Origin of the sequence: Geodermatophilus amargosae (assembly GCF_900116515.1) — a bacterium.
Lineage (GTDB): Bacteria > Actinomycetota > Actinomycetes > Mycobacteriales > Geodermatophilaceae > Geodermatophilus > Geodermatophilus amargosae.
Window position 1 is genome coordinate 104,087 of record NZ_FPBA01000005.1, and the last position, 24,500, is coordinate 128,586.

Genomic DNA, 24,500 nt, shown 5'->3' on the forward strand with positions numbered 1-24,500 from the left:
GGCCCGTTCGAGGGGTCGGGAGAGGCGTCTGCGGCCAGCGTGGCCGAGACGGGCTCTGGGGGGTGGGGGCTGCCCTGCCGGCTGGCTGCCGGCCGGGCGGGGACCGCTAGGTCGCGATCACCCGGATGGAGTGCAGGCCGCTCGCGCCGTTCGGGAACGGCCGGGCGCGCTCCTCGGTCTGCACCTCGCCGTCGGCCGCGGTGGCCCGGACGGTGAGCTGGTAGGAGCCGGGGGCGAAGTCGAAGGGCAGCTGCCACTGCCGCCACAGGTCGGCGTCGACGGCGGGGGCCAGCCGGGCCTCCTGCCACTCGCCGTCGTCGACCCGGACCTCGACGCGGCGGATGCCGCGGGTCTGGGCCCAGGCGACGCCGGCGATGGCGCGCCGCCCGGCGGGGAACTGCCGCAGCGGGGCGGGGGTGTCGATCCGCGAGGCCAGCTTGATCGGGCCGTCGGCGGCCCAGTCGCGCTCGACCCAGTAGGCGTCGAAGGCGTCGTAGGTGGTGGCCTCGATCGAGGTCATCCACTTGCAGGCGGAGACGTAGCCGTAGAGGCCGGGGATGAGCATCCGGACGGGGAAGCCGTGCTCGACCGGCAGCGGCTCGCCGTTCATCCCGAAGACGATCATCGCGTCCTCGACCTCGAGCGCCGAGCGGGTCGGGGCGCCGATGGTCATGCCGTCCACGGACCGGCAGACCAGCTGGTCGGAGCGGTCGGAGACGCCGTTCTCGCGGAGGAGGTCGCCCAGCGGGATGCCGGTCCAGCGGGCGGTGCCGGCCAGCTGGCCGCCGACCTCGTTGGAGACGCAGGTGAGCGTGACGTCGCGCTCGATGACGTCGTCGCGGCCGAACAGGTCGGCCAGCGTGTAGCTGCGCGGCGAGTCGAACATCCCGGTCAGCTCGAGCCGGTAGTCGGCCGGGCGGACCTGGGGGACGGTGAGCGCGGTGTCGACCCGGTAGAAGTCGCGGTTGGGGGTGAACAGCGGCGTCAGGCCCTCGACCTGCTCGGCGAGGTCGGCACCCGGGGGCAGGGCCGGGGCCGGCGACGACGGCGTCGGCAGGGACAGGTCACCCCGGGCGTTGCTGACGTCGAACCGGCGCTGCAGGAAGCGCCCGCCGCCGCCGGTGACCGCCGCCGCGCCCAGGGCGACGCCACCGGTGAGGAAGAAGCGGCGGCGGTCCATGCCCGTGCCCTTGCGGTCGGCCATCGACAGCGCGTCCCGGAGCCGGACCATGACCGCCTCGTCGGCGGCGCGGGAGGTGGCGGCAGGAGCAGGCAGCGTCAGCGGGTCGACGAGCAGCAGGAGCGCGACGATCCCGACGAGGGCGCCCACCACCGACGGCAGCGCGTCGAGCAGCCCGCCGGCCGGCCGGGTGGCCGCGGCCAGGGCGCCGACGACGCCGAAGAGGGCGATGCCGGCCACCCCGAGGCGGCGCGACCGCAGGGACAGCAGCCCGATGAGCAGCGCGTACAGGGCGACGACGACCAGCGTGCCGACGACCAGGGCGATCTTGTCGTTCTCGCCGAAGGTGGAGATGGCGAACTGCTTGACCGGCTCGGGGACGAACGTGATGACCGTGTCCCCGACGGCGACGACGGGCGAGGACGCCGGACCGACGAGCGCGGCGACCAGCTCGGCCACGCCCAGTGCGACGGCCGCGGCGACCAGGCCGGCGAGCGCGCCGAGCAGCCGGCGCAGCCCGCGGCGGGCGGGGGGCTGGGCCCCGTCCGGTCCGGTGGCCGGCGCGGGGGCCTGCTGGGTGGTGGTCACGCCCTGGGTTCGGGACGACCCGGCCAGCGGTTCATCCAGGTTGGTCACGATGGGATAACGGGCGACCGGTCCCCCGCCGGCTCCCCGGCGAGGGGAGCCGGCGGGCCGGTCCGGAGGCCGGTCAGAGGCCGCGGGCGCGCTGCCAGCCGCGGTACCGGTACCACTCGCTGGCCGGCTTCTGGGCCAGCGCGACGATGCCGACGACGATCAGCAGGGTCTGGATCAGCGACAGCGTGGTCAGCAGCCCCGACAGCGACGGCCCGGCGAGGGAGACCAAGCCCGAGACGACGGCGAGGCCGCCGAGCACCCAGAGCACGATCCGCGCCCAGTTGCGCCCCTGCCAGGCGAACCAGATGAACAGCAGCTGCAGGCCGATGAAGAGCAGCGCCACGACGACGGTGGTGGTGACCACGCCGGCGGTCGCCGCGTCGGACACGTCGCTGTAGTCCGCCGGGTCGAGGCCGGCGTCGACCAGGGCCCGGTCGACGATCTCGTCGAACTGGGCGAACGTGACGATCGACCCGAGGATCCCCAGCACGGTGCTCGCGAGGAACGCGCCGATCCCCAGCTTCACGGCCGAGGGCCGCTCGACCGGTCGTGGGGCGCCGAACCCGTCGGGCGCCGCCGGCGCGGACGCGTAGCCGCCGTACGGGTTCTGCCCGTAGGGGGTCTGGCCGTGGGGAGCCTGCCCGTAGGGGCCCTGCCCCTGCGGCGGCTGTCCGTACGGCTGCCCAGGGGGCTGCTGCCCCGGCTGGTCCCAGCCCTGCGGTCCCTGTCCTGCGGTCATGTCCGTCCTCTCTCGTGCGATCGCCCGAATGATGGTCGACCGTCCGCCCCCGGAACACCCTCCGACGCGCGGACGGGTCCGCCGTCCCCCGGAGGGACGACGGACCCGTCAGGAGCGCTCGCTCACAAGCGGCGGACGGTCAGCCCGGCGTCGGCGTCGCTGCCGGCCACGTCGGCCGGCCAGTCGACGACGACCTCGTCGCCGTCGCGGATCTCCCCGGCCAGCAGCGCGCGGGCCAGCGGGTCGCCGATGGCCGACTGCACCAGCCGGCGCAGCGGGCGGGCGCCGTACACGGGGTCGAACCCGTTGAGCGCCAGCCACTCGCGGGCGGCGTCGGTGACCGTGAGCGTCAGCCGGCGGGCGGCCAGCCGGCGGGCGAGCACGCCCACCTGGATGTCGACGATCCCGGCCAGCTCCTCGCTGCCCAGCGCCCGGAACACCACGACGTCGTCGAGCCGGTTGAGGAACTCCGGCTTGAAGTGCGACCGGACCACGTCCATGACCGCGTCGCGCCGCCGCTGCTCGGGGACCGACTGGTCGGCGATGAGCTGCGAGCCCAGGTTCGACGTCAGGATCAGGATCGTGTTGCGGAAGTCGACCGTGCGGCCCTGCCCGTCGGTGAGCCGGCCGTCGTCGAGGACCTGCAGCAGCACGTCGAAGACGTCGGGGTGGGCCTTCTCCACCTCGTCGAGCAGCACGACGGTGTAGGGCCGCCGCCGGACCGCCTCGGTGAGCTGGCCGCCGGCCTCGTAGCCGACGTAGCCCGGAGGGGCACCGACCAGCCGGGCCACCGAGTGCTTCTCGGAGTACTCGCTCATGTCGATGCGGACCATCGCCCGCTCGTCGTCGAACAGGAACTCCGCGAGCGCCTTGGCCAGCTCGGTCTTGCCGACGCCGGTGGGGCCGAGGAACAGGAAGGAGCCGGTGGGCCGGTCGGGGTCGGCGATGCCCGACCGCGCGCGGCGGACGGCGTCGGAGACGGCGCGGACGGCGTCGGGCTGGCCGACCACCCGCCGGGTGAGCCCGTCCTCCATCCGCAGCAGCTTCTGCGTCTCGCCCTCGAGCAGCCGGCCGGCGGGGATGCCGGTCCAGGCCTGGACGACGTCGGCGATGTCGTCGGGGCTGACCTCCTCCTTGAGCATCGACTCCGAGCTCGCGACCGAGGCCTCGGCGTCGGCCAGCGCCTTCTCCAGCTGGGGCAGCCGGCCGTAGCGGATCTGGGCGACCGTGGCCAGGTCGCCGTCCCGCTCGGCGCGCTCCCCCTCCAGGCGGGCCCGCTCCAGCTCCTCCTTGATCTGCTGGATGCGGGTGATCGCGCTCTTGTCCTGCTGCCAGCGGGCGGTCAGCTCGGCGAGCTCCTGCCGCCGGTCGGCCAGGTCGCTGCGCAGCACCGCGAGCCGGTCGAGGGAGGAGGGGTCGTCCTCCTTGGCCAGCGCCATCTCCTCGATCTCCATGCGGCGCACGGCGCGCTCGACCTCGTCCACCTCGACCGGGCGGCTGTCGATCTCCATGCGGAGCCGGCTGGCGGCCTCGTCGACCAGGTCGATCGCCTTGTCGGGCAGGAAGCGGGCCGTGACGTACCGGTCCGACAGCGTGGCGGCGGCGACGATCGCGGCGTCGGTGATGCGGACACCGTGGTGGACCTCGTAGCGCTCCTTGAGGCCGCGCAGGATCCCGATGGTGTCCTCGACCGAGGGCTCGCCGACGAAGACCTGCTGGAAGCGCCGCTCGAGCGCGGGGTCCTTCTCGATGTGCTCGCGGTACTCGTCGAGCGTCGTCGCGCCGACCATGCGCAGCTCACCGCGGGCGAGCATCGGCTTGATCATGTTGCCGGCGTCCATGGCCGAGTCGCCGGTGGCACCGGCGCCGACGATGGTGTGCAGCTCGTCGATGAAGGTGACCACCTGACCCTCGGCCTCGGTGATCTCCTGCAGCACGGCCTTGAGCCGCTCCTCGAACTCGCCGCGGTACTTGGCACCGGCCACCATCGCGCCGAGGTCGAGCGCCATCAGCCGCTTGCCCTTGAGGCTCTCGGGGACGTCGCCGGCCACGATGCGCTGGGCGAGGCCCTCGACGATCGCCGTCTTGCCGACGCCGGGCTCGCCGATGAGCACCGGGTTGTTCTTGGTGCGCCGGGAGAGCACCTGCACGACGCGGCGGATCTCGGTGTCCCGGCCGATGACCGGGTCGATCTTGCCCTCGCGGGCGCGCTCGGTCAGGTCGACGGCGTACTTCTGCAGCGCCTGGAAGGTGCTCTCGGGGTCGGCCGTGGTGACCTTCCGGTTGCCGCGCACGGTGCGGAAGGCGGCGAGCAGCGCGTCGCGGGTGGCACCGGCGCTGGTGAGCACCGCACCGGCCTCGCCCTCGGAGCCGGCCAGGCCGACCAGCAGGTGCTCGGTGGAGACGAACTCGTCACCCAGCGCGCTCGCCTGCTCGCCTGCGGCGTTGACCACGCGCAGCGTCTCGCGCGACGGTGAGGGCACGGGCACGGTGGCGCCGCTGACGCTGGGCAGGCGGCGCAGCGCCGCCTCGGCCTTGGCCCGGACCTCGGCCGGGTCGGTGCCGACGGCGGTCAGCAGGGGGCCGGCGATGCCGTCGGTCTGCTGCAGCAGCGCGGCGAGCAGGTGCAGGGGCTCGAGGGCGACCTGCCCCCGGTCGACCGCCAGCCGCTGGGCGGCCGCGAACGCCTCCTGCGATCGGGTGGTCAGCTTGCTCTCCATGATCGGTGCGGTCGGTCCTCTCGTCAGGGTGCCGGGACGGCCCCGGCAGGCTGGTGTCGAGCTGTCCAACGACCCAGAGGTTGAGTCTGTTCCACTCAACCCCGGCGCTCACCCCGACCCGCCGGAGGAACTTCCACTCCGAGGGGTTGACGAACCACACAACTGCATGCCACGCGACCCTGTTGTCCCTACACTCTGGCTATGACGATGACGAGCGGGGACTCGCACCTCCCCGCCCCGAGCGTGGCCCTCGACGACCAACTGTGCTTCGCGCTCTACGCGGCCTCGCGCGCGATGACCGCCAGGTACCGGCCGATGCTCGAGGAACTGGGTCTGACCTATCCCCAGTACCTGGTCATGATGCTGCTCTGGGAGGAGGACCACCAGACCGTGGGCCAGCTCGGCGCCCGTCTGGCCCTCGACAGCGGCACCCTCTCCCCCCTCCTCAAGCGCCTCACCGCTGCCGGCCTGGTCACGCGCCACCGCCGCGTCGAGGACGAGCGGTCGGTGGCCATCGCGCTCACCGACAGCGGCCGGGCCCTCCGGGACAAGGCCTTCGCCATCTCGCAGGACATGATCTGCGCGCTGGAGCTCGACGTGGAGTCCTTCGCCGACCTCAAGCAGACGCTCAACGTGCTGACCCAGCGGGTCACCGAGGCCCCGCGCGCCTGACACGGCGGGCGGGTTGCCCGCAACCGATCGGGGTAGGGCTCCACGGCCCCTGCGCGCCGGCGAGACCACGCCGGCGCGCCCCCCGACCGGAAGGCAGCCCAGATGCCCACCCGCACCGCACGCACCGCCTGGAACGGCACCCTCGAGCAGGGCTCCGGCCAGGTCGAGCTGACCAGCTCGAAGGTCGGCACGTACGAGGTGAACTTCCCCAAGCGCGCGGCCGACGAGGCCGGCGGCACCACCAGCCCCGAGGAGCTCGTCGCGGCGGCCCACTCCGCCTGCTTCGCGATGCAGCTGTCGGCCAACATCGCCCAGGCCGGTGGGACGCCCCAGTCCCTCGACGTGCAGGCCGACGTCTCCCTCGGCCCTGACCAGGCCAACGGCGGCTTCAAGCTGACCGGCATCAAGCTCACCGTGCGCGGCGAGGTCGACGGCCTCGACGCAGCCGGGTTCGAGAAGGCCGCCCAGGAGGCCAAGGCCGGGTGCCCGGTCAGCAAGGCCCTGGCCGGCGTCGACATCACCCTGGACGCCGCGCTCGAGAGCTGAGCGAGGACCCCGTCCCCCTCACGCCTCGCACGCTCGGCGCGAGCCTCCGGACGGGGCCGCGGACACGACGGCCCGCTCCCCTTCCGGGGAGCGGGCCGTCTTCTGTCCCGACCCCTCGCGGGGCCCGCCTCTGTCTGTAGGGCGCGAGGGGGTCCTCCGTCTACCGGGCGGTGCCGACCGCCTCGTCGTCGGCGAGCGCCGGGCGGGACTCGCGCTGCAGCCGCTCCTCGCCGCTCTCGGTGCGCAGGGCCACCTCGCGGATGAGCAGTATCGCCGCGACGGCGACCACGGCGACGATCGCCGAGACGAGGAAGATCCGGCCGGTCGCGTCGCCGTAGGAGACCCGGATGAGCTCCTGGACGGCCGGCGGCGCATCCGCGAGGTCGGCCAGCCCGACGCTGCCCGAGCCGCTGCCGGCCGCGGCCGGCCCCGGCGGGAGACCGGCGGCGATCAGGTCGCCGACCCGGTTGCTGAGCACCGCGCCGAGCACCGAGACGCCGATGGTGCCGCCCAGGCTGCGGAAGAACGCCACGGCGGAGGACGCCGCACCGAGGTCGCCGGCGGCCACGGTGTTCTGCACCGCCAGCACCAGGTTCTGCATCGTCATGCCGATGCCGACGCCCAGGACGAACAGGAAGACGCCGAGCAGCACCATGTCCGTCTCGTGGTCGATCGTCGCCAGCAGGGCGAAGCCGGCGGCGACCAGCACCGAGCCGGCCACGAGGAACCGCTTCCACCGGCCGGTGCGGGTGATGAGGATGCCCGAGACGGTGGAGGACACCAGCAGGCCGCCGACCATCGGGATCGTCAGCAGACCGGCCGCAGTCGGCGAGTAGCCGCGGGAGATCTGCAGGTACTGGCCGAGGAAGACCGTCGAGCCGAACATCGCGACGCCGATGGCGACGCTGGCCACGATGGCGAGGGTCGTCGTCCGGTCGCGGAACAGCCGCAGCGGGACGATCGGCTCCGCCGCGCGCGTCTCGGTGACGACGAAGGCGACGATCGCCAGCACGCTGCCGGCGAGGAACAGCGCGGTCTCCGACGAGGCCCAGGCGAACTGGTCGCCGGCCAGCGTGACCCAGATGAGCAGGCCCGAGACGCCCGCGGTGAGCAGGGTGGCGCCGAGGTAGTCGATGCGGACCCGGCGCTTGGTGACCGGCAGGTGCAGCGTGCGCTGCAGCAGCACCAGCGCCACGGCGGCGAAGGGGACGCCGACGTAGAAGCACCAGCGCCAGCCCAGCCAGCTGGTGTCGACCAGCAGGCCGCCGAGCAGCGGACCACCGACGGTGGCCACGGCCATCACGCCACCGAGCAGGCCGGAGTACCGGCCACGCTCGCGGGGGCTGATCATCGCGGCCATCGCGATCTGCACCAGCGCCTGCAGGCCGCCCAGGCCCAGACCCTGGAGCACGCGCCAGCCGATGAGCGTGCCCACCGACTGGGACAGCCCGGCGAGCATCGAGCCGACGATGAAGACCACGATCGCGAGCTGGATCAGCAGCTTCTTGCTGAACAGGTCGGAGAGCTTGCCCCAGATCGGCGTCGACGCGGTCGAGGCCAGCAGGGTGGCCGTGACGACCCAGGTGTACTGGCTCTGGCTGCCCCGCAGGTCGGTGATGATCGTCGGCAGGGCGTTGGAGACGACGGTCGAGGACAGGAACGCCACGAACATCGCCAGCAACATCCCCGAGAGGGCCTCGAGGATCTGCCGGTGCGTCATGCGCCCCTGCTGCTCGGCGGGCGCCTGCGTCCCCGGTGCGGCCGCGGTCGGCTCGCGGGTGGTGGTCACGGTGCTCCTGGACGGCTCGGTTCGGGTGGGGGACGGCGGCCCGGAGGGCCGGGTGGCGGTCACGAGGCGGTGCCGGTCACGAGGCGGTGCCGGTCACGAGGCGGTGCCGGTCACGAGGCGGTGCCGGTCACGAGGCGGTGCCGGTCACGAGGCGGTGCGGACGGCGGGCGGTGCGGCGCGGTCGAGGTCGTCGGTCAGGCGCTCGATCAGCTCGCTGAGCAGGCAGGCGTCGTCCTCGTCCCAGTCGGCGAGGGCCTCGCCGGCCCACTCCGCGCGCAGGGCGCGGGTCTGGGCGAGGGCGGCGGCACCGGCAGCGGAGAGCCGGATGAGGCTGGCGCGCCCGTCGTGCGGGTCGGGCCGGCGCTCGACCAGGCCGGACCGCTCGAGGGCGGTCACCTGCCGGCTGGCGACGGAGACGTCGACGCCGGACTGCAGGGCGAGGGCGCTGCAGCGCTGCTCGCCGTCGCGCTCGAGCGGGACGAGCAGCGCCCAGCCGAAGGAGGGCAGGTCGCCGTAGAGGGAGTCCGCGGCGCGGCTGGAGACGTACCGGCCGGCCTGGACGAGACGGGCGATGCCGGCGGTGAGCCGCTCGCGCGTCGGGGAGGTCAGGGGCATGGGGTCCTCGAGGAGTGATTGCAGACCGCAACCATACATCCGTTTGGTTGCTGTCTGCAACGGACCCTCTTTGAGCGCCCCGCCACGACGACGGCGCCCGGACCGGGGAGGTCCGGGCGCCGTGGAGGGTCGGTGGTTCAGGCGGTGGAGGTAGCCCCTGCCTCGCGGGCCTCGCCCAGCCGGTTGAGCCGGGCCAGCAGCTCGCCGAGGACGGCGACGTCCTCGGCCGGCCACCCGGACAGGTCGGCCTCCCAGCGCTCCCGGCGCGCCGCCTGGATCCTGGCCAGTCGCGCCGCGCCCTCGGCCGTTGGGGTGAGCACCTGGGCCCGGCCGTCGGCGGGGTCGGCCTCGCGGTCGACCAGGCCGAGGGCGACCAGCGAGGACACCTGACGGCTCACCGTGCTCTTGTCCAGGCCGAGGCGGGCGACCAGGTCGCTGGCGCGCAGCGGTCCGGTGTCGGCCAGCAGCGCCAGCAGGCCGTAGGCCGCGCCGTCGAGATCGGGGTGCAGCTCGCGGGCCAGCCGGGCCGAGATGGCCCGCGACCGGCGCAGCAGCAGTCCGATCTCGCGCTCGAGCCGCACGAAGGACTCGTGCGCGTCCACGGGCGTGGTGGTCACGTCCCCATCCACGACGGCGGCCCCGCTGGGGTTCCCGCTCACCGCTGCGACTCCCGCGGACGCCAGACGACCAGCGCGGCGCTGGCCTGCCGCAGCGGCACGAGGTCGGTCCCCCCGAGGTTGCGGCCGTAGCCGCTGGCCATGGCCGACTCGGCGGACATCCGGCGGTGCTCGGACCTCTCGAGCTCGTCGATCAGCTCGTGCACCCGCTGTTGCAGGGCCTCGACCCGGGACTCCAGGTCGATGATCCGCTTGATCCCGGCCAGGTTGACGCCGTCCTCCTGCGAGAGGCGCTGGACCTCCCGGAGGAGTGCGACGTCCCGCGGGCTGTAGCGCCGGCCCCCGCCCGGCGTGCGGCCGGGCGTCACCAGGCCGAGCCGGTCGTACTGGCGCAGCGTCTGGGCGTGCATGCCGGCCAGCTGGGCGGCCACCGAGATGACGAACACCGGGGCGTCGTCGGCCACGGCGCGGGCGCCGTCTGCCCGCTCGCGGCCCCCGGCGCCCGGGGTGCTCACCGGACGCTCCCGGGTCCGGTGCTCCTCGCCTGCGCGGCCGCGGTGATCTGCGGCCGGGGGTCGCCCAGCTCGGCGTCGAGGGTCTTCACCGCCCGCTCGGCCTCGGCCGACAGCCGCTGCGGGACGGCGACCTCGACCGTCACCAGCAGGTCGCCGTTGCGGCCGCGGCCGGGCACTCCCCTGCCCCGGACCCGCAGCGTGCGGCCGCTGGCGGTACCGGCGGGGACCTTGAGCGTGACGTTCGCGTCCAGCGTCGGCACGGTCAGCGTCGTCCCGAGGACGGCCTCGGGGAACGTGATCGGCACGGTGAGGGTGAGGTCGTCGCCCTTGCGGCCGAACAGGTCGTGGTCGCTGACGTGCACGACGACGAACAGGTCGCCGGCCGGTCCGCCCCGCCGCCCCGGCGCGCCCTTGCCGGCCAGCCGGATGCGCTGGCCGTCCTTGACGCCGGACGGGATCCGCACGGTGATGGTGCGGGTCTGGGTGGTGACGCCGTCGCCGTGGCAGGTCGGGCACGGGTCGTCGACCACCTGGCCGGTGCCGCGGCAGGCGCGGCACGGCTCGGAGAAGGCGAACGCGCCCTGGCTGCGGCTGGTGACGCCGGCGCCGCCGCAGACCTCGCAGGTGTGTGGCGAGGTGCCGGGCCGGGCGCCGGTTCCGGTGCAGGTCGGGCAGGTGCCCGGGCTCTGCATCCGCAGCGGCACGGTGACGCCGAGGACGGACTCCTCGAAGGAGAGGGTCGCCTCGGTCTCCACGTCCTGGCCGCGGGCCGGCCCGGACGCCGCCTGGGAACGGGCCCGGGCCGAGCCCGGCGCGGCACCGCCCCCGCCGCCGAACAGGCCGCCGAAGAGGTCACCCAGGCCCCCGGCGCGGGCACCGGCCCCGCCGGCCGCCTGGCCGAAGAGGTCACCCAGGTCGAACGGCTGACCGCCGCCCGCGCCCGGGAACCCACCGGGGAAGCCGGCCCGCGCCCCGGCGCCGCCGCCGCCGAAGAGCCGCCGGGCGTCGTCGTACTCGCCGCGCCGCTTCGGGTCGGAGAGCACGTCGTAGGCCTCGGAGACGTCCTTGAAGCGGGCCTCGGCGTCGGTGTTGCCCGGGTTCTTGTCCGGGTGCAGGTCCCGCGCCAGCTTGCGGTAGGCCTTCTTGATCTCCGCGGCGTCGGCCTTCTGGGAGACGCCCAGCGCGGCGTAGTAGTCCTTCTCGATGAAGTCCCGAGTGCTCATCGGGCGCCTCCTCCCTGGTCCTCGTGCATCCGCATGTCGCGGTCGGTCCCGGTCCCGCCGGTCAACCGGCGGCCGGGGTCTCCCCCGGCGCGCCGTCGCCGGCCGGCTGGGCGGCGACGCCCGAGGGCTCGCTCACCGACACCATGGCCGTCCGCAGCACGCGGTCCCCGCGGCGGAAACCCTGCCGCAGGACCGTCGTCGCGGTCGGCACGCTGACCTCGTCGGACGTGTCGTGCAGGACCGCCTCGTGCTGCGACGGGTCGAACGGGTCGCCGGCCACCCCGAACGCCTCCACGCCCAGGCCGTCGAGCAGCCCGAGGACGCGGTCGGCGACGACCTTGAAGGCGCCGGTCAGGTCGCCGTGGTCCCGGGCCCGCTCGATGTCGTCGACGATCGGGAACAGCTGGGCGGCGAACCGCTCGGCCGCCTGGTCGACGACGAGGGTGCGGTCGCGGTCGACCCGCCGCCGGTAGTTGGCGTACTCGGCCGTGACCCGCTGCAGGTCCTCGGTGCGCTCGGCCAGCTGGCGGGACAGGTCACCGTCCGCGGTGCTGTCGGCGGCCGGTTGCACGGGCGCCTCCGGGACGGCGGCCGTCTCGTTCTCGGTCATCTGCTCCCCTGGCATCGGGTGGGCCGTGGACGGACGGGGCGGGACGCCGGCCGGCTGCTCGCCGGCCGGCGTCCGCACCTCGCCGCTGACGGGGTCGATCCGCCGCTTGTCACGGATCACGACCCGCGACTGCTCGTCCCCCTGGCTCATCGGCGGTCGCTGTCCTCGTCGACGATCTCGGCGTCGACGACGTCGTCGTCGCCGGACGGGGCGGAGGCACCCGTCGCACCGGCACCGGGACCGGCGCCGTCACCGGCCGCGGCACCCGCGTCGGCCTGCTGGGCGTAGAGCGCCCCGCCGACCTCCTGCGAGATGCGGGCGACCTTCTCCTGCGCCGACTTGATCGCGGCGATGTCCGAGCCGCCGAGGGCGGAGCGCAGCTCGGTGAGGGCCTCGCCGAGCTCCTCCTTCTTGTCGGCCGGGATGCGCTCGCCGTTCTCCGCGAGGAACTTCTCGGTCTGGTACTGCAGCGACTCGGCGAGGTTGCGGGTCTCGGCCTCCTCGCGGCGGCGCTTGTCCTCCTCGGCGTGGGCCTCGGCGTCGCGCATCATCCGCTCGATGTCGTCCTTGGGGAGAGCCGAGCCGCCGGTGATGGTCATCGACTGCTCCTTGCCCGTGCCCAGGTCCTTGGCGGACACGTGCACGATGCCGTTCGCGTCGATGTCGAAGGCGACCTCGATCTGCGGGACGCCACGCGGCGCCGGCGGCAGACCGGTCAGCTCGAACATGCCGAGCTTCTTGTTGTACATCGCCATCTCGCGCTCGCCCTGGAAGACCTGGATCTGCACGGAGGGCTGGTTGTCGTCGGCCGTCGTGAAGATCTCCGAGCGCTTGGTCGGGATCGTGGTGTTGCGCTCGATGAGCTTGGTCATGATCCCGCCCTTGGTCTCGATGCCCAGGGACAGCGGGGTGACGTCGAGGAGCAGGACGTCCTTGACCTCGCCCTTGAGGACACCGGCCTGCAGCGCGGCGCCGATGGCGACGACCTCGTCGGGGTTGACGCCCTTGTTGGGCTCCTTGCCGCCGGTGAGCTCGCGGACCAGGTCGGACACGGCCGGCATGCGGGTCGAGCCACCCACCAGGACGACGTGGTCGATCGCGTCGACGGGGACGCCGGCGTCGCGGATCGCCTGGTTGAACGGCGCGCGGGCGCGGTCGAGCAGGTCCTGCGTGAGCCGCTGGAACTCCGCGCGGGTCATCGTGACGTCGAGGTGCAGCGGGCCCTCGGCGCCGGCGGTGATGTAGGGCAGGTTGACGTTCGTCGACTGCGCGCCGGACAGCTCGATCTTGGCCTTCTCGGCGGCCTCGCGGAGCCGCTGCATGGCCAGCTTGTCCTTGGACAGGTCGATGCCGTTCTGGGCGTTGAACGTCTGCACCAGGTGCTTGACGACCCGCTCGTCCCAGTCGTCGCCGCCGAGGTGGTTGTCACCGGCGGTGGCCTTCACCTCGATGACGCCCTCGCCGATCTCCAGCAGCGAGACGTCGAAGGTGCCGCCACCGAGGTCGAAGACCAGGATGGTCTGCTCGGTCTCGCCCTTGTCCAGGCCGTAGGCGAGCGCCGCCGCGGTGGGCTCGTTGACGATGCGCAGGACGTTGAGGCCCGCGATCTCACCGGCCTCCTTGGTGGCCTGGCGCTGGGCGTCCTCGAAGTAGGCCGGGACGGTGATGACCGCGTCGGTCACCGGCTCGCCGAGGTAGGTCTCGGCGTCCCGCTTGAGCTTCTGCAGGATGCGGGCGCTGATCTCCTGCGGCGTGTACTTCTTGCCGTCGATCTCGCCGGTCTGCCACGTCGTGCCCATGTGGCGCTTGACCGACCGGATGGTGCGGTCGACGTTGGTGACCGCCTGGTTCTTGGCCGACTGGCCCACCAGGACCTCGCCGTTCTTGGCGAAGGCGACGACCGAGGGAGTGGTGCGCGAGCCCTCGCTGTTGGCGATGACCGTCGGCTCGCCGCCCTCCAGGACGGTGACGACGGAGTTGGTGGTGCCGAGGTCGATACCGACCGCTCGTGCCATGGAGCTGGCTCCTCTTCCGTGTGCGGGTGGTGCGGGTGTCAGGGAGGTCGGTCGAGGGAGCGACCCGCTCTTGCGCGGGGTCCACTCAACTTTCCTGCCCAGAGTAACGGCAGACCGCCCGCAGGTGTTCCCGGGGTGGGTGGGCCGACACGGATCTCGTGCCACCACGGGGATCCCGTCCCCACTGTGCGGTGTCCGACCTCGCGCTGTGGGGTGAGCCGGGCACCGTGCGGTGAGGCGGGACGCCTCAGCCGACGGCGGTGACCGGGCCGTGACCCGGGGCGGTGAGCCCGGTCACCTCTGCGGCGGACGACGCAGAACCGGAAACACCCTCGCGGCGTGTTGCAGTGCGCGGCGACGACCGCGAAAGCGCAGGTCGGCGTCCACTCGGGTGGACGCCGAGCACCTCCGGCGTGGGTCGGATCGGGGCTCGGCGCCCAGGGTTACCGACGAGTAACCTGTGCGTCGGCCAGCTATCGTGCGGGCTGCGTGGGCACAGCCGCCCGCGCGCGATCCGCCGCCGGTCCCGTGGACCGGTGACGGCGGCGGGACCCCTCTCGCCGGCCGGTGCGGACGGAGCCAACCGACGCCGCGAGGCGTGGGGAGAGGGAATCATGACGGGCCCCCTGCAGGTCGTGCTGGGCACGATCAGCGTGCTGTTCCTCATCGTGGCCGTCGTCTTGGCCTACCGGGCGGTGCGCGCGATGGTGCGCATCATCCGCACCGGCCAACCCGACAGCACCCGCAACGGACCGGTCGGCCCGCGGCTCAAGACGCTCGCCGTCGAGTCGCTCGGCCACACCCGGATGCTCAAGTGGTCGGCCATCGGCGCCGCCCACTGGTTCGTGTTCGTCGGCTTCTACGGCCTGTTCCTCACGCTGGTCGAGGCCTTCGGCGAGGTCTGGAACCCGGCCTTCCACCTGCCGCTCATCGGCGAGTGGGGTCTGTGGAACCTGTTCGCCGACCTCATCGGCGCGGGCACGATCCTCGGGATCCTGTACCTGATCTACCGGCGCCAGAAGGACCACCCGCGCCGCCAGGGCCGCACCAGCCGCTTCGCCGGCTCCAACGAGGGCCGCGGCTACTTCGTCGAGGCCGTCGTCCTCACCGTCGGCGTCTGCATCCTGCTCATCCGCGCGCTGAAGATCTCCTCGGACCTGACCGACGCCCCGGCCTGGTCGCACCCGGTCTCCGGCCTGGTCGCCACCGTGCTGCCGAACAGCCCGACGCTGCTCAGCGTCGTCGCGTTCGTGAAGATCGTCGTCTCGCTGGCCTGGCTCGTGGTGATCAGCCGGATCCTCAACATGGGCGTCGCGTGGCACCGGTTCAGCGCGTTCTTCAACATCTACTGGAAGCGGAACGACGACGGCTCCGTCGCGCTCGGCCCGCTGCAGCCCATGACCTCGAACGGCAAGCCGATCGACTTCGAGGACCCGGGAGAGGACGACGTCTTCGGTCGCGGCAAGATCGAGGACTTCACCTGGAAGGGGATGCTGGACTTCACCACCTGCACCGAGTGCGGGCGGTGCCAGAGCCAGTGCCCGGCGTGGAACACCGGCAAGCCCCTGTCGCCGAAGATGGTGATCATGGACCTGCGGGACCACCTGTACGCCAAGGCCCCGTACCTGCTCGGTGAGAAGACGGCGGCGGAGACGGCGCCGGACTACGACGTCCTCAAGCCCAGCGACGAGCAGGTGTGGGCCTCCGGATACGCCCGCATCGAGGGCACCAACGACGCCCAGGCGCACCGCCCGCTGGTCGGCACCCTCGAGGAGGGCGGGGTCATCGACCCCGACGTCCTGTGGAGCTGCACCAACTGCGGCGCCTGCGTCGAGCAGTGCCCGGTCGACATCGAGCACGTCGACCACATCGAGGACATGCGCCGCTACCAGGTGCTCATCGAGTCGAACTTCCCGTCCGAGGCCGGTGTGATGCTGCGCAACCTCGAGAACCGCGGCAACCCCTGGGGCGTCAGCCCGAGCACCCGCGAGGACTGGATCAAGGAGGTCGACTTCGAGGTCCGCATGGCCGACGGCCCGTTGCCCTACGACGTCGAGTACCTGTTCTGGGTCGGCTGCGCCGGCGCCATCGACGACCGCGCCAAGAAGGTCACCAAGGCCGTCGCCGAGCTGCTGCACACCGCGGGCGTCGAGTTCGCCGTCCTGGGCTCGGGCGAGACCTGCTCGGGTGACCCGGCCCGCCGCATGGGCAACGAGTTCGTGTTCCAGATGATGGCGCAGGAGAACGTCGAGACCCTCAACGGCGTCTTCGAGGGCCGCGTGCCGGGCACCCGCAAGATCGTCACCACCTGCCCGCACTGCTTCAACTCGCTGGGCAAGGAGTACCCGCAGGTCGGCGGCGAGTACGAGGTGGTGCACCACACGCAGCTGCTCAGCCAGCTGGTGGCGGAGGGCCGGCTCACCCCGGTCACCCCGGTCGACCGCAAGGTCACCTACCACGACCCGTGCTTCCTCGGCCGGCACAACAAGGTCTACACGCCGCCGCGGGAGATCCTCGACAGCGTGCAGGGCCTCTCCACCCAGGAGATGCACCGCTGCAAGGACCGCGGCTTCTGCTGCGGCGCCGGCGGCGCGCGCATGTGGATGGAGGAGAAGATCGGCAAGCGGATCAACGTGGAGCGCACGGAGGAGGCCCTGGGCCTCGACCCGGACGTCATCTCCACCGCGTGCCCGTTCTGCATCACGATGCTCTCGGACGCCCTGACGTCGAAGAAGCAGAACGGCGAGGCCGCCGAGCACGTCGAGGTCCTCGACGTCAGCCAGATCCTGCTCCGCTCGATGGCGCCGGTCGGCACCCCGGGCACCGAGCACGGCGCCGAGGTCGGCACCGCCGACGACGACATCGCGGGCACCGGCTCGGCCGCCACGGGACACAGCCAGGCCTGATCCCCGGCCTGACCGACAGCACCACCCGACGGACGCCGTCGGCGAGGCACCCCCTCGCCGGCGGCGTCCGTCGTCTCCCGGGTCAGCCGGGGAGGACCACGACCCGCTGGGGGTCGCCCGACTTCTCGTGGAGGGTCCGCAGCGCCGCGTCGGCGTCCGCGAGGGGGAAGGTGTGGGTGATCGACCCGCTGAGGTCGAGCCGGCCCGTGGCCAGCAGCTGCAGCACCCGGTGCAGCGTCACCAGCGTCCCGCCGTAGGAGCCCAGCAGCTGCAGCTGCCCGCGGACGAACGAGGTGGGTGGCAGGACCGTGATCGGGTCCGCGCCCAGCCCCGCGACCACCGCACGGCCTCCGATGCGCAGGCACTCGACCGCCTGGGCGATCGTCGCCTGGGCGCCGACGAACTCCGCGGCGACGTCGACCCCCACCCCACCCGTGGCCGCGCGCACCGCGTCGACGACGGACTCCCCGGTCGCGTCGACGACGACGTCGGCACCGCTCCGGTGGGCGCGCTCCAGCTGCGCCGGGCGGGTGTCGACGGCGACGACGGGTGAGGCGCCGCTGAGCGCGGCGATCTGGACGGCGTGCAGGCCCAGGCCGCCGACCCCGATCACGGCGACCGACTCACCCGGTGCCACCCGGGCCACGTCGGTCAGGGCGTGGAAGGGGGTCACGACCGCGTCCGTGCAGACCGCGGCCTGCTCGAGGGGCACGCCGTCGGGGACGGCCGCGAGGTTCCTCGCCGGGACGGCGACGTACTCCGCCAGACCCCCGTCGGCGTGGATCCCCACGATGCGGCGGTCCAGGCAGATCTCGCTGTGGCCGGTCAGGCAGCTGCGGCACGTGCCGTCGGAGAGGACCGGGAAGACGCACACCCGCTGGTCGGCGGTCCACTCGTCCACCGCGTCGCCGACCGCGGCGACCGTGCCGGCGATCTCGTGGCCGAGCGTGATCGGCAGGTGCGCCGTCGGCGTGATGCCCTCCACCGCGATGTGGACGTCGGACCCGCACAGCCCCGTCGCGGCCACCCGGACCAGCACCTCGTCGGCCGCCGGCCGTGGCACGGCGACGTCCTGCACCGTCAGCGGCTCGCCGGCGCCTCTGAACCGGGCCGCTCGCATCAGATCGGGACCGCCCACGACGCCTCCCCGAGGCTCGGCTGCGTCTCCCCCGCGCGTGCGGCGACGGTAGCGGCGGGGACGGGCAGGCGTCGCCCCGCGGCCGGGCCGGAGCAGGCCGGTGAGCGGCACGCAGCGTGTCCGGACCTCCCGTGGCCGGCCACTCCCGCAGAGCACCGCGCAGACCCGTCATGCGGTAGGAACCCCGGGTGCTGCTGCAGCTGCGGGTGACCGTCCCGCCCGATCGCACCGACGACGTCCGCGACCTCTTCCACCGCTGCCCCGGGACGGCGCACCTGGCCGTGCTGCCGGGTGCCTCGGTGTCCCCGCCCGGCGACCTGGTCCTGGCCGACGTCGCCCGCGAGTCCGCCGACGCCCTGGTGGCCGGCCTGCGCGTGCTGCACGTCGACCGGGACGGCGGGATCGCCATCGAGGCGGTGGACACCGCGGTCTCGGCGAGCGCCGAGCGCGCCGAGCTGGACGCCCCGGGCGACGGCTCGGACGCCGTCGTGTGGGAGCAGGTGGTGCGGACGACGGCGGCGGACTCGTCGCTGTCGGTCTCCTACCTGTCCTTCCTGACCATCGCGACGCTGCTGGCCGCCGTCGCGATCGTGAACGACTCGGCGATCCTGGTGATCGGCGCGATGGTGCTCGGCCCCGAGTTCGCCCCGCTGGCCGGGCTCGCCGTCGCGCTGGTCCACCGCCGGCGGAGCATCGCCCGGGCCGCGACCCGGGCGCTCGCCGTGGGCTTCCTCGTGGCCATCGCGGTCACCACGCTGGTCACGCTGGCCGGGCGCGGGCTGGGCTGGTTCGGCCCCGGGGTCCTCACCATGGACCGGCCGCAGACCGGCTTCATCACCGCACCCGACCACTGGTCGGTGGTGGTCGCGGTGCTCGCCGGCATCGCGGGCGTGCTGTCGCTGACGTCGGCCAAGAGCGGCGCGCTGGTGGGCGTCTTCATCTCCGTGACGACGGTGCCGGCCGCCGCGGACATGGCGGTGTCCCTCGCGCTGGGCGGCGGCGCCGAGTTCTGGCGGGCGGCACTGCAGCTGGGCATCAACCTCGTCGGCATCGTCGTGGCCGCCGTGGTGACCCTCGTCCTCCAGCGGGTGCTGTGGCGGCGGGTCCCGCAGGTGCTGCCGCGCTTCGAGGCGACGACGCGCACCGGGATGCGTGCCTGAGTCGTTGCCTTCTGCACCCGCCTCCGGCCCGCTCGGCGGTCGGGAGGACCATCGACGGGTGACCCGCACGGCCGATGACGCGCCCCCGATCTCCACGGCCGGCGACTCCCGGCGCGGCCTGCTGCTGGTCGCACTGGCCATCGTGCTGACCGCCGCGAACCTGCGGACGGCGGTGAGCACCGTCGGCCCGGTGCTCGAGGAGATCGAGAACGGGCTCGGCGTCTCCAGCGCCGCCGCCGGCGTGCTGACGACCATGCCGGTGCTGTGCTTCGCGGCCATCGGCTTCGCCGGGCCGCCGCTGGCCGCGCGCTTCCGGGACGCGCACGTCCTCGCCGGCGCGCTGCTCACCATGGCCGCCGGGCTGGTGCTCCGGGCCGTCGTCGACTCCTTCCCGCTGTTCCTCGCCGGCACCGTGCTGGCCATGGTCGGCGGGGCGCTCGGCAACGTGCTGCTGCCCGGCCTGGTCAAGCGCTGGTTCCCCGGGCGCACCGGGCTGCTGATCGGCGCCTACAGCGCGAGCATGGCCATCGGCGGCGCCGTCGCCGCGGTCTCCACCGCCCCGATCGCGGCCGCCGTCGGCCCGGGCGGCTGGCGCTGGGGGCTGGGCGTCTGGGCGGTGCTGGCGCTGGTCGCCGCGGTGCCGTGGTTCCTCACCCCGCGCCAGCCCGGCGCCGGCCGCGCCGCGCACCGCTCGGTCCGGATGCGCCCGCTGGCGCGCAGCCCGCTCGCCCTCACCATGGCCGCCTTCTTCGGGCTGCAGGCGATGCAGGCGTACGTGGTCATGGGCTGGTCGGCGCAGTACCTGCGGGACTCCGGGCTGAGCGCCGCGACCGCCGGGTTGCTGCTCGGGATCAACTCGATCGTCGTCATCCCGGTCAACGCCGTCGTCCCGTCGCTGACCGTCCGGCAACGCTGGCAGCGGCCGCTGCTGCTCGGGTTCATGGCCTGCTACGCCGTGGGCTGGACCGGGCTGTGGCTGGCCCCGCGCACGCTGCCCTGGCTGTGGATGAGCGTGCTCGCCGTCGGCATGGGGACCTTCAGCATGGTGCTGGCGCTGATCGGCCTGCGCGCCCGCACGCCGGAGACGGTCGCCGCGCTCTCCACGGTCACGCAGGGCTGGGGCTACGTGCTGGCCGGCACCGGCCCGCTGCTGGTCGGCGTGCTGCGCGGGGCGACCGGCGGCTACACCGGGATGTTCGTGCTCATCGCCGTGGCCACGGTGGGGCTCACGGTCACCGGCTGGCTGGCCACCCGCGACCGCTTCGTCGACGACGAGGTGCCCGGCTGGTCGCCCGCGGCGGTCAGCCCTGCTCCCGCGTCTCCGCGCGGGTGAAGTTGCGGAACGACCGCGACGGCGTCGGCCCGCGCTGGTCCTGGTAGCGGGAGCCGTAGACCTCCGACCCGTAGGGGTGCTCGGCCGCCGTGGTGAGCCGGAACAGGCACAGCTGCCCGATCTTCATCCCCGGCCACAGCGTGATCGGCAGGTTCGCCACGTTGGACAGCTCCAGCGTGATGTGGCCGGAGAAGCCGGGGTCGACGAAGCCCGCCGTCGAGTGCGTGAGCAATCCGAGACGCCCTAGACTCGATTTGCCCTCCAAGCGGGCTGCGAGGTCGTCGGGGATCGAGACGACCTCGAGCGTGGAGCCCAGGACGAACTCCCCGGGGTGCAGCACGAACGGCTCGTCGCCGTCGGGCTCGACCAGGGTGGTCAGGTCGTCCTGCTGCTGCGCCGGGTCGATGTGGGTGTAGCGGGCGTTGTTGAAGACCCGGAAGAAGCGGTCGAGCCGGACGTCGATGCTCGAGGGCTGCACCAGGCCCGCGTCGTGCGGCTCGATGCCGAGACGCCCCTCGGCGATCGCGGCGCGGATGTCGCGGTCGGACAGCAGCATGGCGCGGAGTCTAGGGAGCACGCCGTCTCCCCCCATCGGGTCACCGCCGCGGGCCCCGGCTGCAGGCCCGCCGCCGGGACGCCGAGGTCCCCGTGCCGGCCCATCGGAGGACCGGTCGCCGGCCGGGTACGGGCCCCGGGCCGGGGAGGAGCACAGACGTGGCGACCCTGAGCAGGCGCACACAGGCGGTCGTGCTGGTCACGGCCGCGGCCACCGGCTTCGCCGGAGCGGCCACGGTGGTGGCGCTGGCCGCCCCCTCCGTCGCCGTGGCGGACGGCTGGGGCCCCGGTGACGGCCTGGACCGCTACGTGGTCACCGCCGACGCCGCCGACGCCTCGACGCTCCTGGCCCCGCTGGCAGCGCTGGACGGCGTCGCGAGCGCCCAGCAGCTCAGCGACGGCCGCGCGCTGGTGGCCACCGACGGGCTCACCGCCGACGACCTGGCCGCCGTCGACGGCGTCGCATCCGTCGGGGTCTCGCCCCAGGTGCCCGTGCTCGGGACCGTCAGTGACCCCTACGTCCCGTCCTACGGCTGGAACCTGGTCAACACCGGCACCAACGCGCCCGGGCAGAGCGCGGTCGCCGACGCCGACACCGACGCTCCCGACGGGTGGGCCGGCGGCACCGGGTCCGGCGTCGTCGTGGCCGTCGTCGACACCGGCTACGACAGCGACCACGAGGACCTCGCCGGTGCGCTGTGGACCAACCCGGCCGAGCCCTGCGGCACCCGCGACACCGACGGCAACGGCAAGGCCGGCGACTGCCACGGCTGGAACTTCACGACCAACTCGCCCGACGTCGACAACGGCGCGGGGGGCGAGCACGGCGCGGGCGTGTCCGGCGCGGTCGGCGCCCGGACCGGGAACAACCGCGGCACCGCGGGCATCGCGCCCGACGTGACGATCATGCCGCTGGTCATCGGCAGCGGCGGTGGCGTCGACGTGATCCTGGGCGCCGAGGCCATCCGCTACGCCGCCGACCACGGAGCCGACGTCGTCAACGCCTCCTGGGGCGGCTCGATGAGCGGCGCGGCGCTGGAGTACCTGCGCTCGGCCATCGCCTACGCCGGCAGCAAGGGCGTCGTCGTGGTGGCGGCCGCCGGCAACGACGCCGCCGACCGCGACCGCGTCCCGGTCTACCCGGCGGCCTACGCCGAGCTCAACCTGCTGACCGTCGGCGCGAGCACCGCGGCCGACACGGTCAGCTCCTTCTCCGCGTACGGCGCCACCACTGTCGACCTGTTCGCGCCGGGCACCCAGGTCTTCACCACCGCCAACAGCGGCGGCTACGAGCTGGTCAGCGGCACCTCGATCGCCGCGCCCCAGGTCGCCGGCGCGGTCGCGCTCTACCGGGCGGCCTTCCCCGACCTCAGCGCGGCCGCCCTGCGCTCCGCGCTGCTCGCCGACGTCGACCCGGTCGCCGCCTTCCGCGGCCGGTCGGTCAGCGGCGGCCGGCTGACGGTGTCGGGCCTGGCCACGGCCGGTGTCGGTGCCGTCGAGTACGCCTTCACGTCCATGACCGCCGCGCCCGGTACCGCCACCCCGCGGGTGGCCGTCAGCGGCACGGTGGCGCCGGGCTCCTTCGCCGTCACCCTCGGCCTGGGCATGCAGCACCAGGGCAGTACCTGGGCCGTCGCCGACGTCCCGGTCGTCCTCGGCGGCGCGACCGTGACCACCGACGACGACGGGCAGGCCACCTTCTCCCTCGGCGCCCGCACCTCGCTCGCCGGGCTGGTCCTGGCGCCGTCGATGCCGCTCGGTGAGGGCCGCTACGTCCTCACCGTCCAGCTCACCCGCGACGGCGCGCCGGTGGGCGGGACCCGTGCGGCTCCACTCGTCGTGGGCGCGCCGGCCCCGGCCGGCGGTGGGTCCGGCGGGACGCCGACGCCGGGCACGGCCAACCCGGGCACCAGGAACCCGGGGACCAGCGACCCGGGGACCAGCAACCCCGGCACCACCACGCCCCGGACCCCGACCCCCGGGACCACGACGCCGGGCGCCCCGACCCCGGGCACCACCACACCCGGCACCCCGGACCCGGGGAGCAGCACGCCGGGCACGACCGACCCGGGGACCAGCAACCCCGGCACCACCACGCCCCGGACCCCGACCCCCGGGACGACCACGCCGGGCGCCCCGACCCCGGGCGCCCCGACCCCGGGCACCCCGACCCCGGACACCACGACCCCCGGCACCCCGGACCCGGGGAGCAGCACGCCGGGCACGACCGACCCGGGCACCAGCAACCCCGGCACCGGCAACCCCGGCACCGGCAACCCCGGCACCTCGACGCCGGCCCCGGCCGACGGCGGGCAGCAGACCTACCCGGGCACCGGCACCTTCCGCATCACCTCGATCAGCCCGGTGCGCGTCTCGGTGGCCGGTGGCACCGAGGTCCGCGTGACCGGCCTGGCGCTCCCGGCGGGGGCGCGGGTGCTCGTCGGCTCGTCCGGCGCGGCCACGGTGGTCCGCTCCAGCACCACCGAGGTCGTGTTCCGGGCCCCTGCCCGCGTCGCAGGGCGGTACGACGTCACGGTCTTCGCCCCCGACGGCCGGTCCGAGGTGCTCCGGAGCGTCCTGGAGTACGTCGCGGCAGCCGCCGGCGGCGGGACCACGCCCACCCCGGGCGGCGGCGGCACGACGCCTCCGCCCGGCGCCGGCAGCACCCCCGCCCCGGGCGGCGGGAGCGGCGGGGCGGCTCCGACCGCGCCGTCCGAGGTGACCGGTCCGGGGGGCCTGCGGCTGGTCCGCTCGGCCCGGTGGGCCGCGATGCCGGCATCGGTCTGGTCGCTGGACTGCTCGTCGTCCTGCCGCGGTGTGGTGCTGCGCGCCTGAGGTGCCCACCCGGACCCGCCGGGCCGGGACCTGGGTCCCGGCCCGGCGGGTCCGGCTCATCCCGGCTCCTGATCGGCCGATACCCGGGGCGCGACCCACGGAGCCCAGGAGGACACCCGCGTGCTCGACACCCACCCGCGGACGGCGGCGCGTGCCGCCCGGACGGCCGTGCGGCCCACCGGCGAGGAGCGGACCTTCGCGGCCGACGAGCTCATCGTCTCCAGGACCGACCCGCGCGGGGTGATCACCTACGCCAACGACGTCTTCCTGCGGGTGGGCGCCTACTCCCTCGACGAGGTGATCGGGCAGCCGCACGACCTGATCCGCCACCCGACATGCCGCGCGCGGTCTTCGCGCTGCTGTGGGAGACCCTGACCGCCCGCCGGGAGCTGTTCGCGTACATCCAGAACCTCGTCGCCGACGGCCCGTCCTACTGGGTGCTCGCCCACGTGACGCCGTCCTACGGCGCCGACGGCTCGGCCGTGGGCTACCACTCCAACCGCCGCCGGCCCTCCCGCCGCGCGGTGGAGCGCGTCCGGACCCTCTACGAGCGCCTCCTGGCCGAGGAGCGGCGCCACCCGAGCGCCCGCGCGGCCGTCGCGGCGTCGTCGGAGCTGTTCCAGCGGCTGGTCGCCGAGCAGGCCGCGTCCTACGAGGAGCTCGTGTGGTCGGTCATCGGCGAGGAGGAGGACTGAG

20 protein-coding genes are annotated in these 24,500 nt (G+C 74.0%); 8 read left to right on the forward strand and 12 right to left on the reverse strand.

What is annotated here, in order from left to right:
- Positions 1-106 precede the first annotated feature (106 nt).
- The 3 genes from BM414_RS09280 to clpB form a co-directional block, all read right to left on the reverse strand.
- Positions 107-1,816 (reverse strand): molybdopterin-dependent oxidoreductase, encoded by a 1,710-nt coding sequence (locus tag BM414_RS09280; RefSeq protein WP_217644629.1) that lies wholly within the window; start codon positions 1,814-1,816, stop codon positions 107-109.
- Between the two features lie 73 nt (positions 1,817-1,889).
- Positions 1,890-2,555 carry a hypothetical protein gene (locus tag BM414_RS09285; protein ID WP_093579160.1) on the reverse strand — a complete coding sequence of 222 codons (666 nt, stop codon included), beginning with the start codon at positions 2,553-2,555 and terminating at the stop codon, positions 1,890-1,892.
- A 122-nt stretch (positions 2,556-2,677) separates the two neighbouring features.
- Positions 2,678-5,275, reverse strand: coding sequence for an ATP-dependent chaperone ClpB (gene clpB / locus BM414_RS09290; protein WP_093579161.1), 2,598 nt, complete (start codon positions 5,273-5,275; stop codon positions 2,678-2,680).
- A 201-nt stretch (positions 5,276-5,476) separates the two neighbouring features.
- Between clpB and BM414_RS09295 the strand changes: the two genes are divergently transcribed.
- Together BM414_RS09295 and BM414_RS09300 are read left to right on the forward strand one after the other, a co-directional pair.
- Positions 5,477-5,947, forward strand: a complete 471-nt coding sequence (locus BM414_RS09295) for a MarR family winged helix-turn-helix transcriptional regulator (protein WP_245784597.1) — start codon at positions 5,477-5,479, stop codon at positions 5,945-5,947.
- Positions 5,948-6,049: 102 nt separating this feature from the next.
- Positions 6,050-6,493, forward strand: coding sequence for an OsmC family protein (locus BM414_RS09300; RefSeq protein ID WP_093579162.1), 444 nt, complete (start codon positions 6,050-6,052; stop codon positions 6,491-6,493).
- 160 nt (positions 6,494-6,653) lie between these two features.
- Here the strand turns inward: BM414_RS09300 and BM414_RS09305 are convergent, their stop codons facing one another.
- The 7 genes from BM414_RS09305 to dnaK all read right to left on the reverse strand — a co-directional run bounded on the left by BM414_RS09305 (position 6,654) and on the right by dnaK (position 13,877).
- Positions 6,654-8,282, reverse strand: coding sequence for a DHA2 family efflux MFS transporter permease subunit (locus BM414_RS09305; RefSeq protein ID WP_245784598.1), 1,629 nt, complete (start codon positions 8,280-8,282; stop codon positions 6,654-6,656).
- A gap of 144 nt (positions 8,283-8,426) precedes the next feature.
- Positions 8,427-8,897, reverse strand: coding sequence for a MarR family winged helix-turn-helix transcriptional regulator (locus tag BM414_RS09310; protein WP_093579163.1), 471 nt, complete (start codon positions 8,895-8,897; stop codon positions 8,427-8,429).
- A gap of 137 nt (positions 8,898-9,034) precedes the next feature.
- Complete coding sequence (locus tag BM414_RS09315; RefSeq protein WP_175551516.1) at positions 9,035-9,514, reverse strand: MarR family winged helix-turn-helix transcriptional regulator; 480 nt, start codon at positions 9,512-9,514, stop codon at positions 9,035-9,037.
- Positions 9,515-9,552: 38 nt separating this feature from the next.
- Positions 9,553-10,029, reverse strand: coding sequence for a heat shock protein transcriptional repressor HspR (locus tag BM414_RS09320; protein ID WP_093579164.1), 477 nt, complete (start codon positions 10,027-10,029; stop codon positions 9,553-9,555).
- Positions 10,026-11,252 carry a molecular chaperone DnaJ gene (gene dnaJ, locus BM414_RS09325; protein ID WP_093579165.1) on the reverse strand — a complete coding sequence of 409 codons (1,227 nt, stop codon included), beginning with the start codon at positions 11,250-11,252 and terminating at the stop codon, positions 10,026-10,028. Before dnaJ ends, BM414_RS09320 begins: the two co-directional genes overlap by 4 nt.
- Before the next feature lie 61 nt (positions 11,253-11,313).
- A complete protein-coding gene (gene grpE, locus BM414_RS09330) occupies positions 11,314-12,012 on the reverse strand; it encodes a nucleotide exchange factor GrpE (protein ID WP_093579166.1) in 699 nt (232 codons plus the stop codon).
- Positions 12,009-13,877, reverse strand: a complete 1,869-nt coding sequence (gene dnaK / locus BM414_RS09335) for a molecular chaperone DnaK (RefSeq protein WP_093579167.1) — start codon at positions 13,875-13,877, stop codon at positions 12,009-12,011. The genes grpE and dnaK overlap by 4 nt, the downstream gene beginning before the upstream one ends.
- Positions 13,878-14,491: 614 nt before the next feature.
- On the opposite strand from dnaK, the gene BM414_RS09340 reads away from it, so the two are divergent.
- Complete coding sequence (locus BM414_RS09340) at positions 14,492-16,783, forward strand: (Fe-S)-binding protein (protein ID WP_093579168.1); 2,292 nt, start codon at positions 14,492-14,494, stop codon at positions 16,781-16,783.
- 82 nt (positions 16,784-16,865) lie between these two features.
- On the opposite strand, the gene BM414_RS09345 is transcribed toward BM414_RS09340, so the two are convergent.
- A complete protein-coding gene (locus BM414_RS09345) occupies positions 16,866-17,921 on the reverse strand; it encodes an alcohol dehydrogenase catalytic domain-containing protein (protein WP_093579169.1) in 1,056 nt (351 codons plus the stop codon).
- A gap of 188 nt (positions 17,922-18,109) precedes the next feature.
- Here BM414_RS09345 and BM414_RS09350 point away from each other — a divergent pair, with 188 nt between their 5' ends.
- Both BM414_RS09350 and BM414_RS09355 read left to right on the forward strand, forming a co-directional pair.
- Complete coding sequence (locus tag BM414_RS09350) at positions 18,110-19,081, forward strand: DUF389 domain-containing protein (protein ID WP_217644630.1); 972 nt, start codon at positions 18,110-18,112, stop codon at positions 19,079-19,081.
- A 58-nt stretch (positions 19,082-19,139) separates the two neighbouring features.
- Entirely contained in the window at positions 19,140-20,414 is a 1,275-nt protein-coding gene (locus BM414_RS09355; RefSeq protein ID WP_093579170.1) for a CynX/NimT family MFS transporter, read from the forward strand.
- Here the strand turns inward: BM414_RS09355 and dcd are convergent.
- The gene (gene dcd, locus BM414_RS09360; protein ID WP_093579171.1) at positions 20,383-20,970 is read right to left on the reverse strand and encodes a dCTP deaminase; all 588 of its coding nucleotides are present in this window, start codon (positions 20,968-20,970) and stop codon (positions 20,383-20,385) included. The genes BM414_RS09355 and dcd overlap by 32 nt on opposite strands.
- Before the next feature lie 158 nt (positions 20,971-21,128).
- On the opposite strand from dcd, the gene BM414_RS09365 reads away from it, so the two are divergent.
- The 3 genes from BM414_RS09365 to BM414_RS30145 all read left to right on the forward strand — a co-directional run bounded on the left by BM414_RS09365 (position 21,129) and on the right by BM414_RS30145 (position 24,499).
- Positions 21,129-23,804 (forward strand): S8 family serine peptidase, encoded by a 2,676-nt coding sequence (locus BM414_RS09365; protein ID WP_139245767.1) that lies wholly within the window; start codon positions 21,129-21,131, stop codon positions 23,802-23,804.
- Positions 23,805-23,924: 120 nt separating this feature from the next.
- Entirely contained in the window at positions 23,925-24,179 is a 255-nt protein-coding gene (locus BM414_RS30140) for a PAS domain-containing protein (RefSeq protein ID WP_217644631.1), read from the forward strand.
- A complete protein-coding gene (locus BM414_RS30145) occupies positions 24,140-24,499 on the forward strand; it encodes a hypothetical protein (protein WP_217644632.1) in 360 nt (119 codons plus the stop codon). Before BM414_RS30140 ends, BM414_RS30145 begins: the two co-directional genes overlap by 40 nt.
- Position 24,500 lies beyond the last annotated feature (1 nt).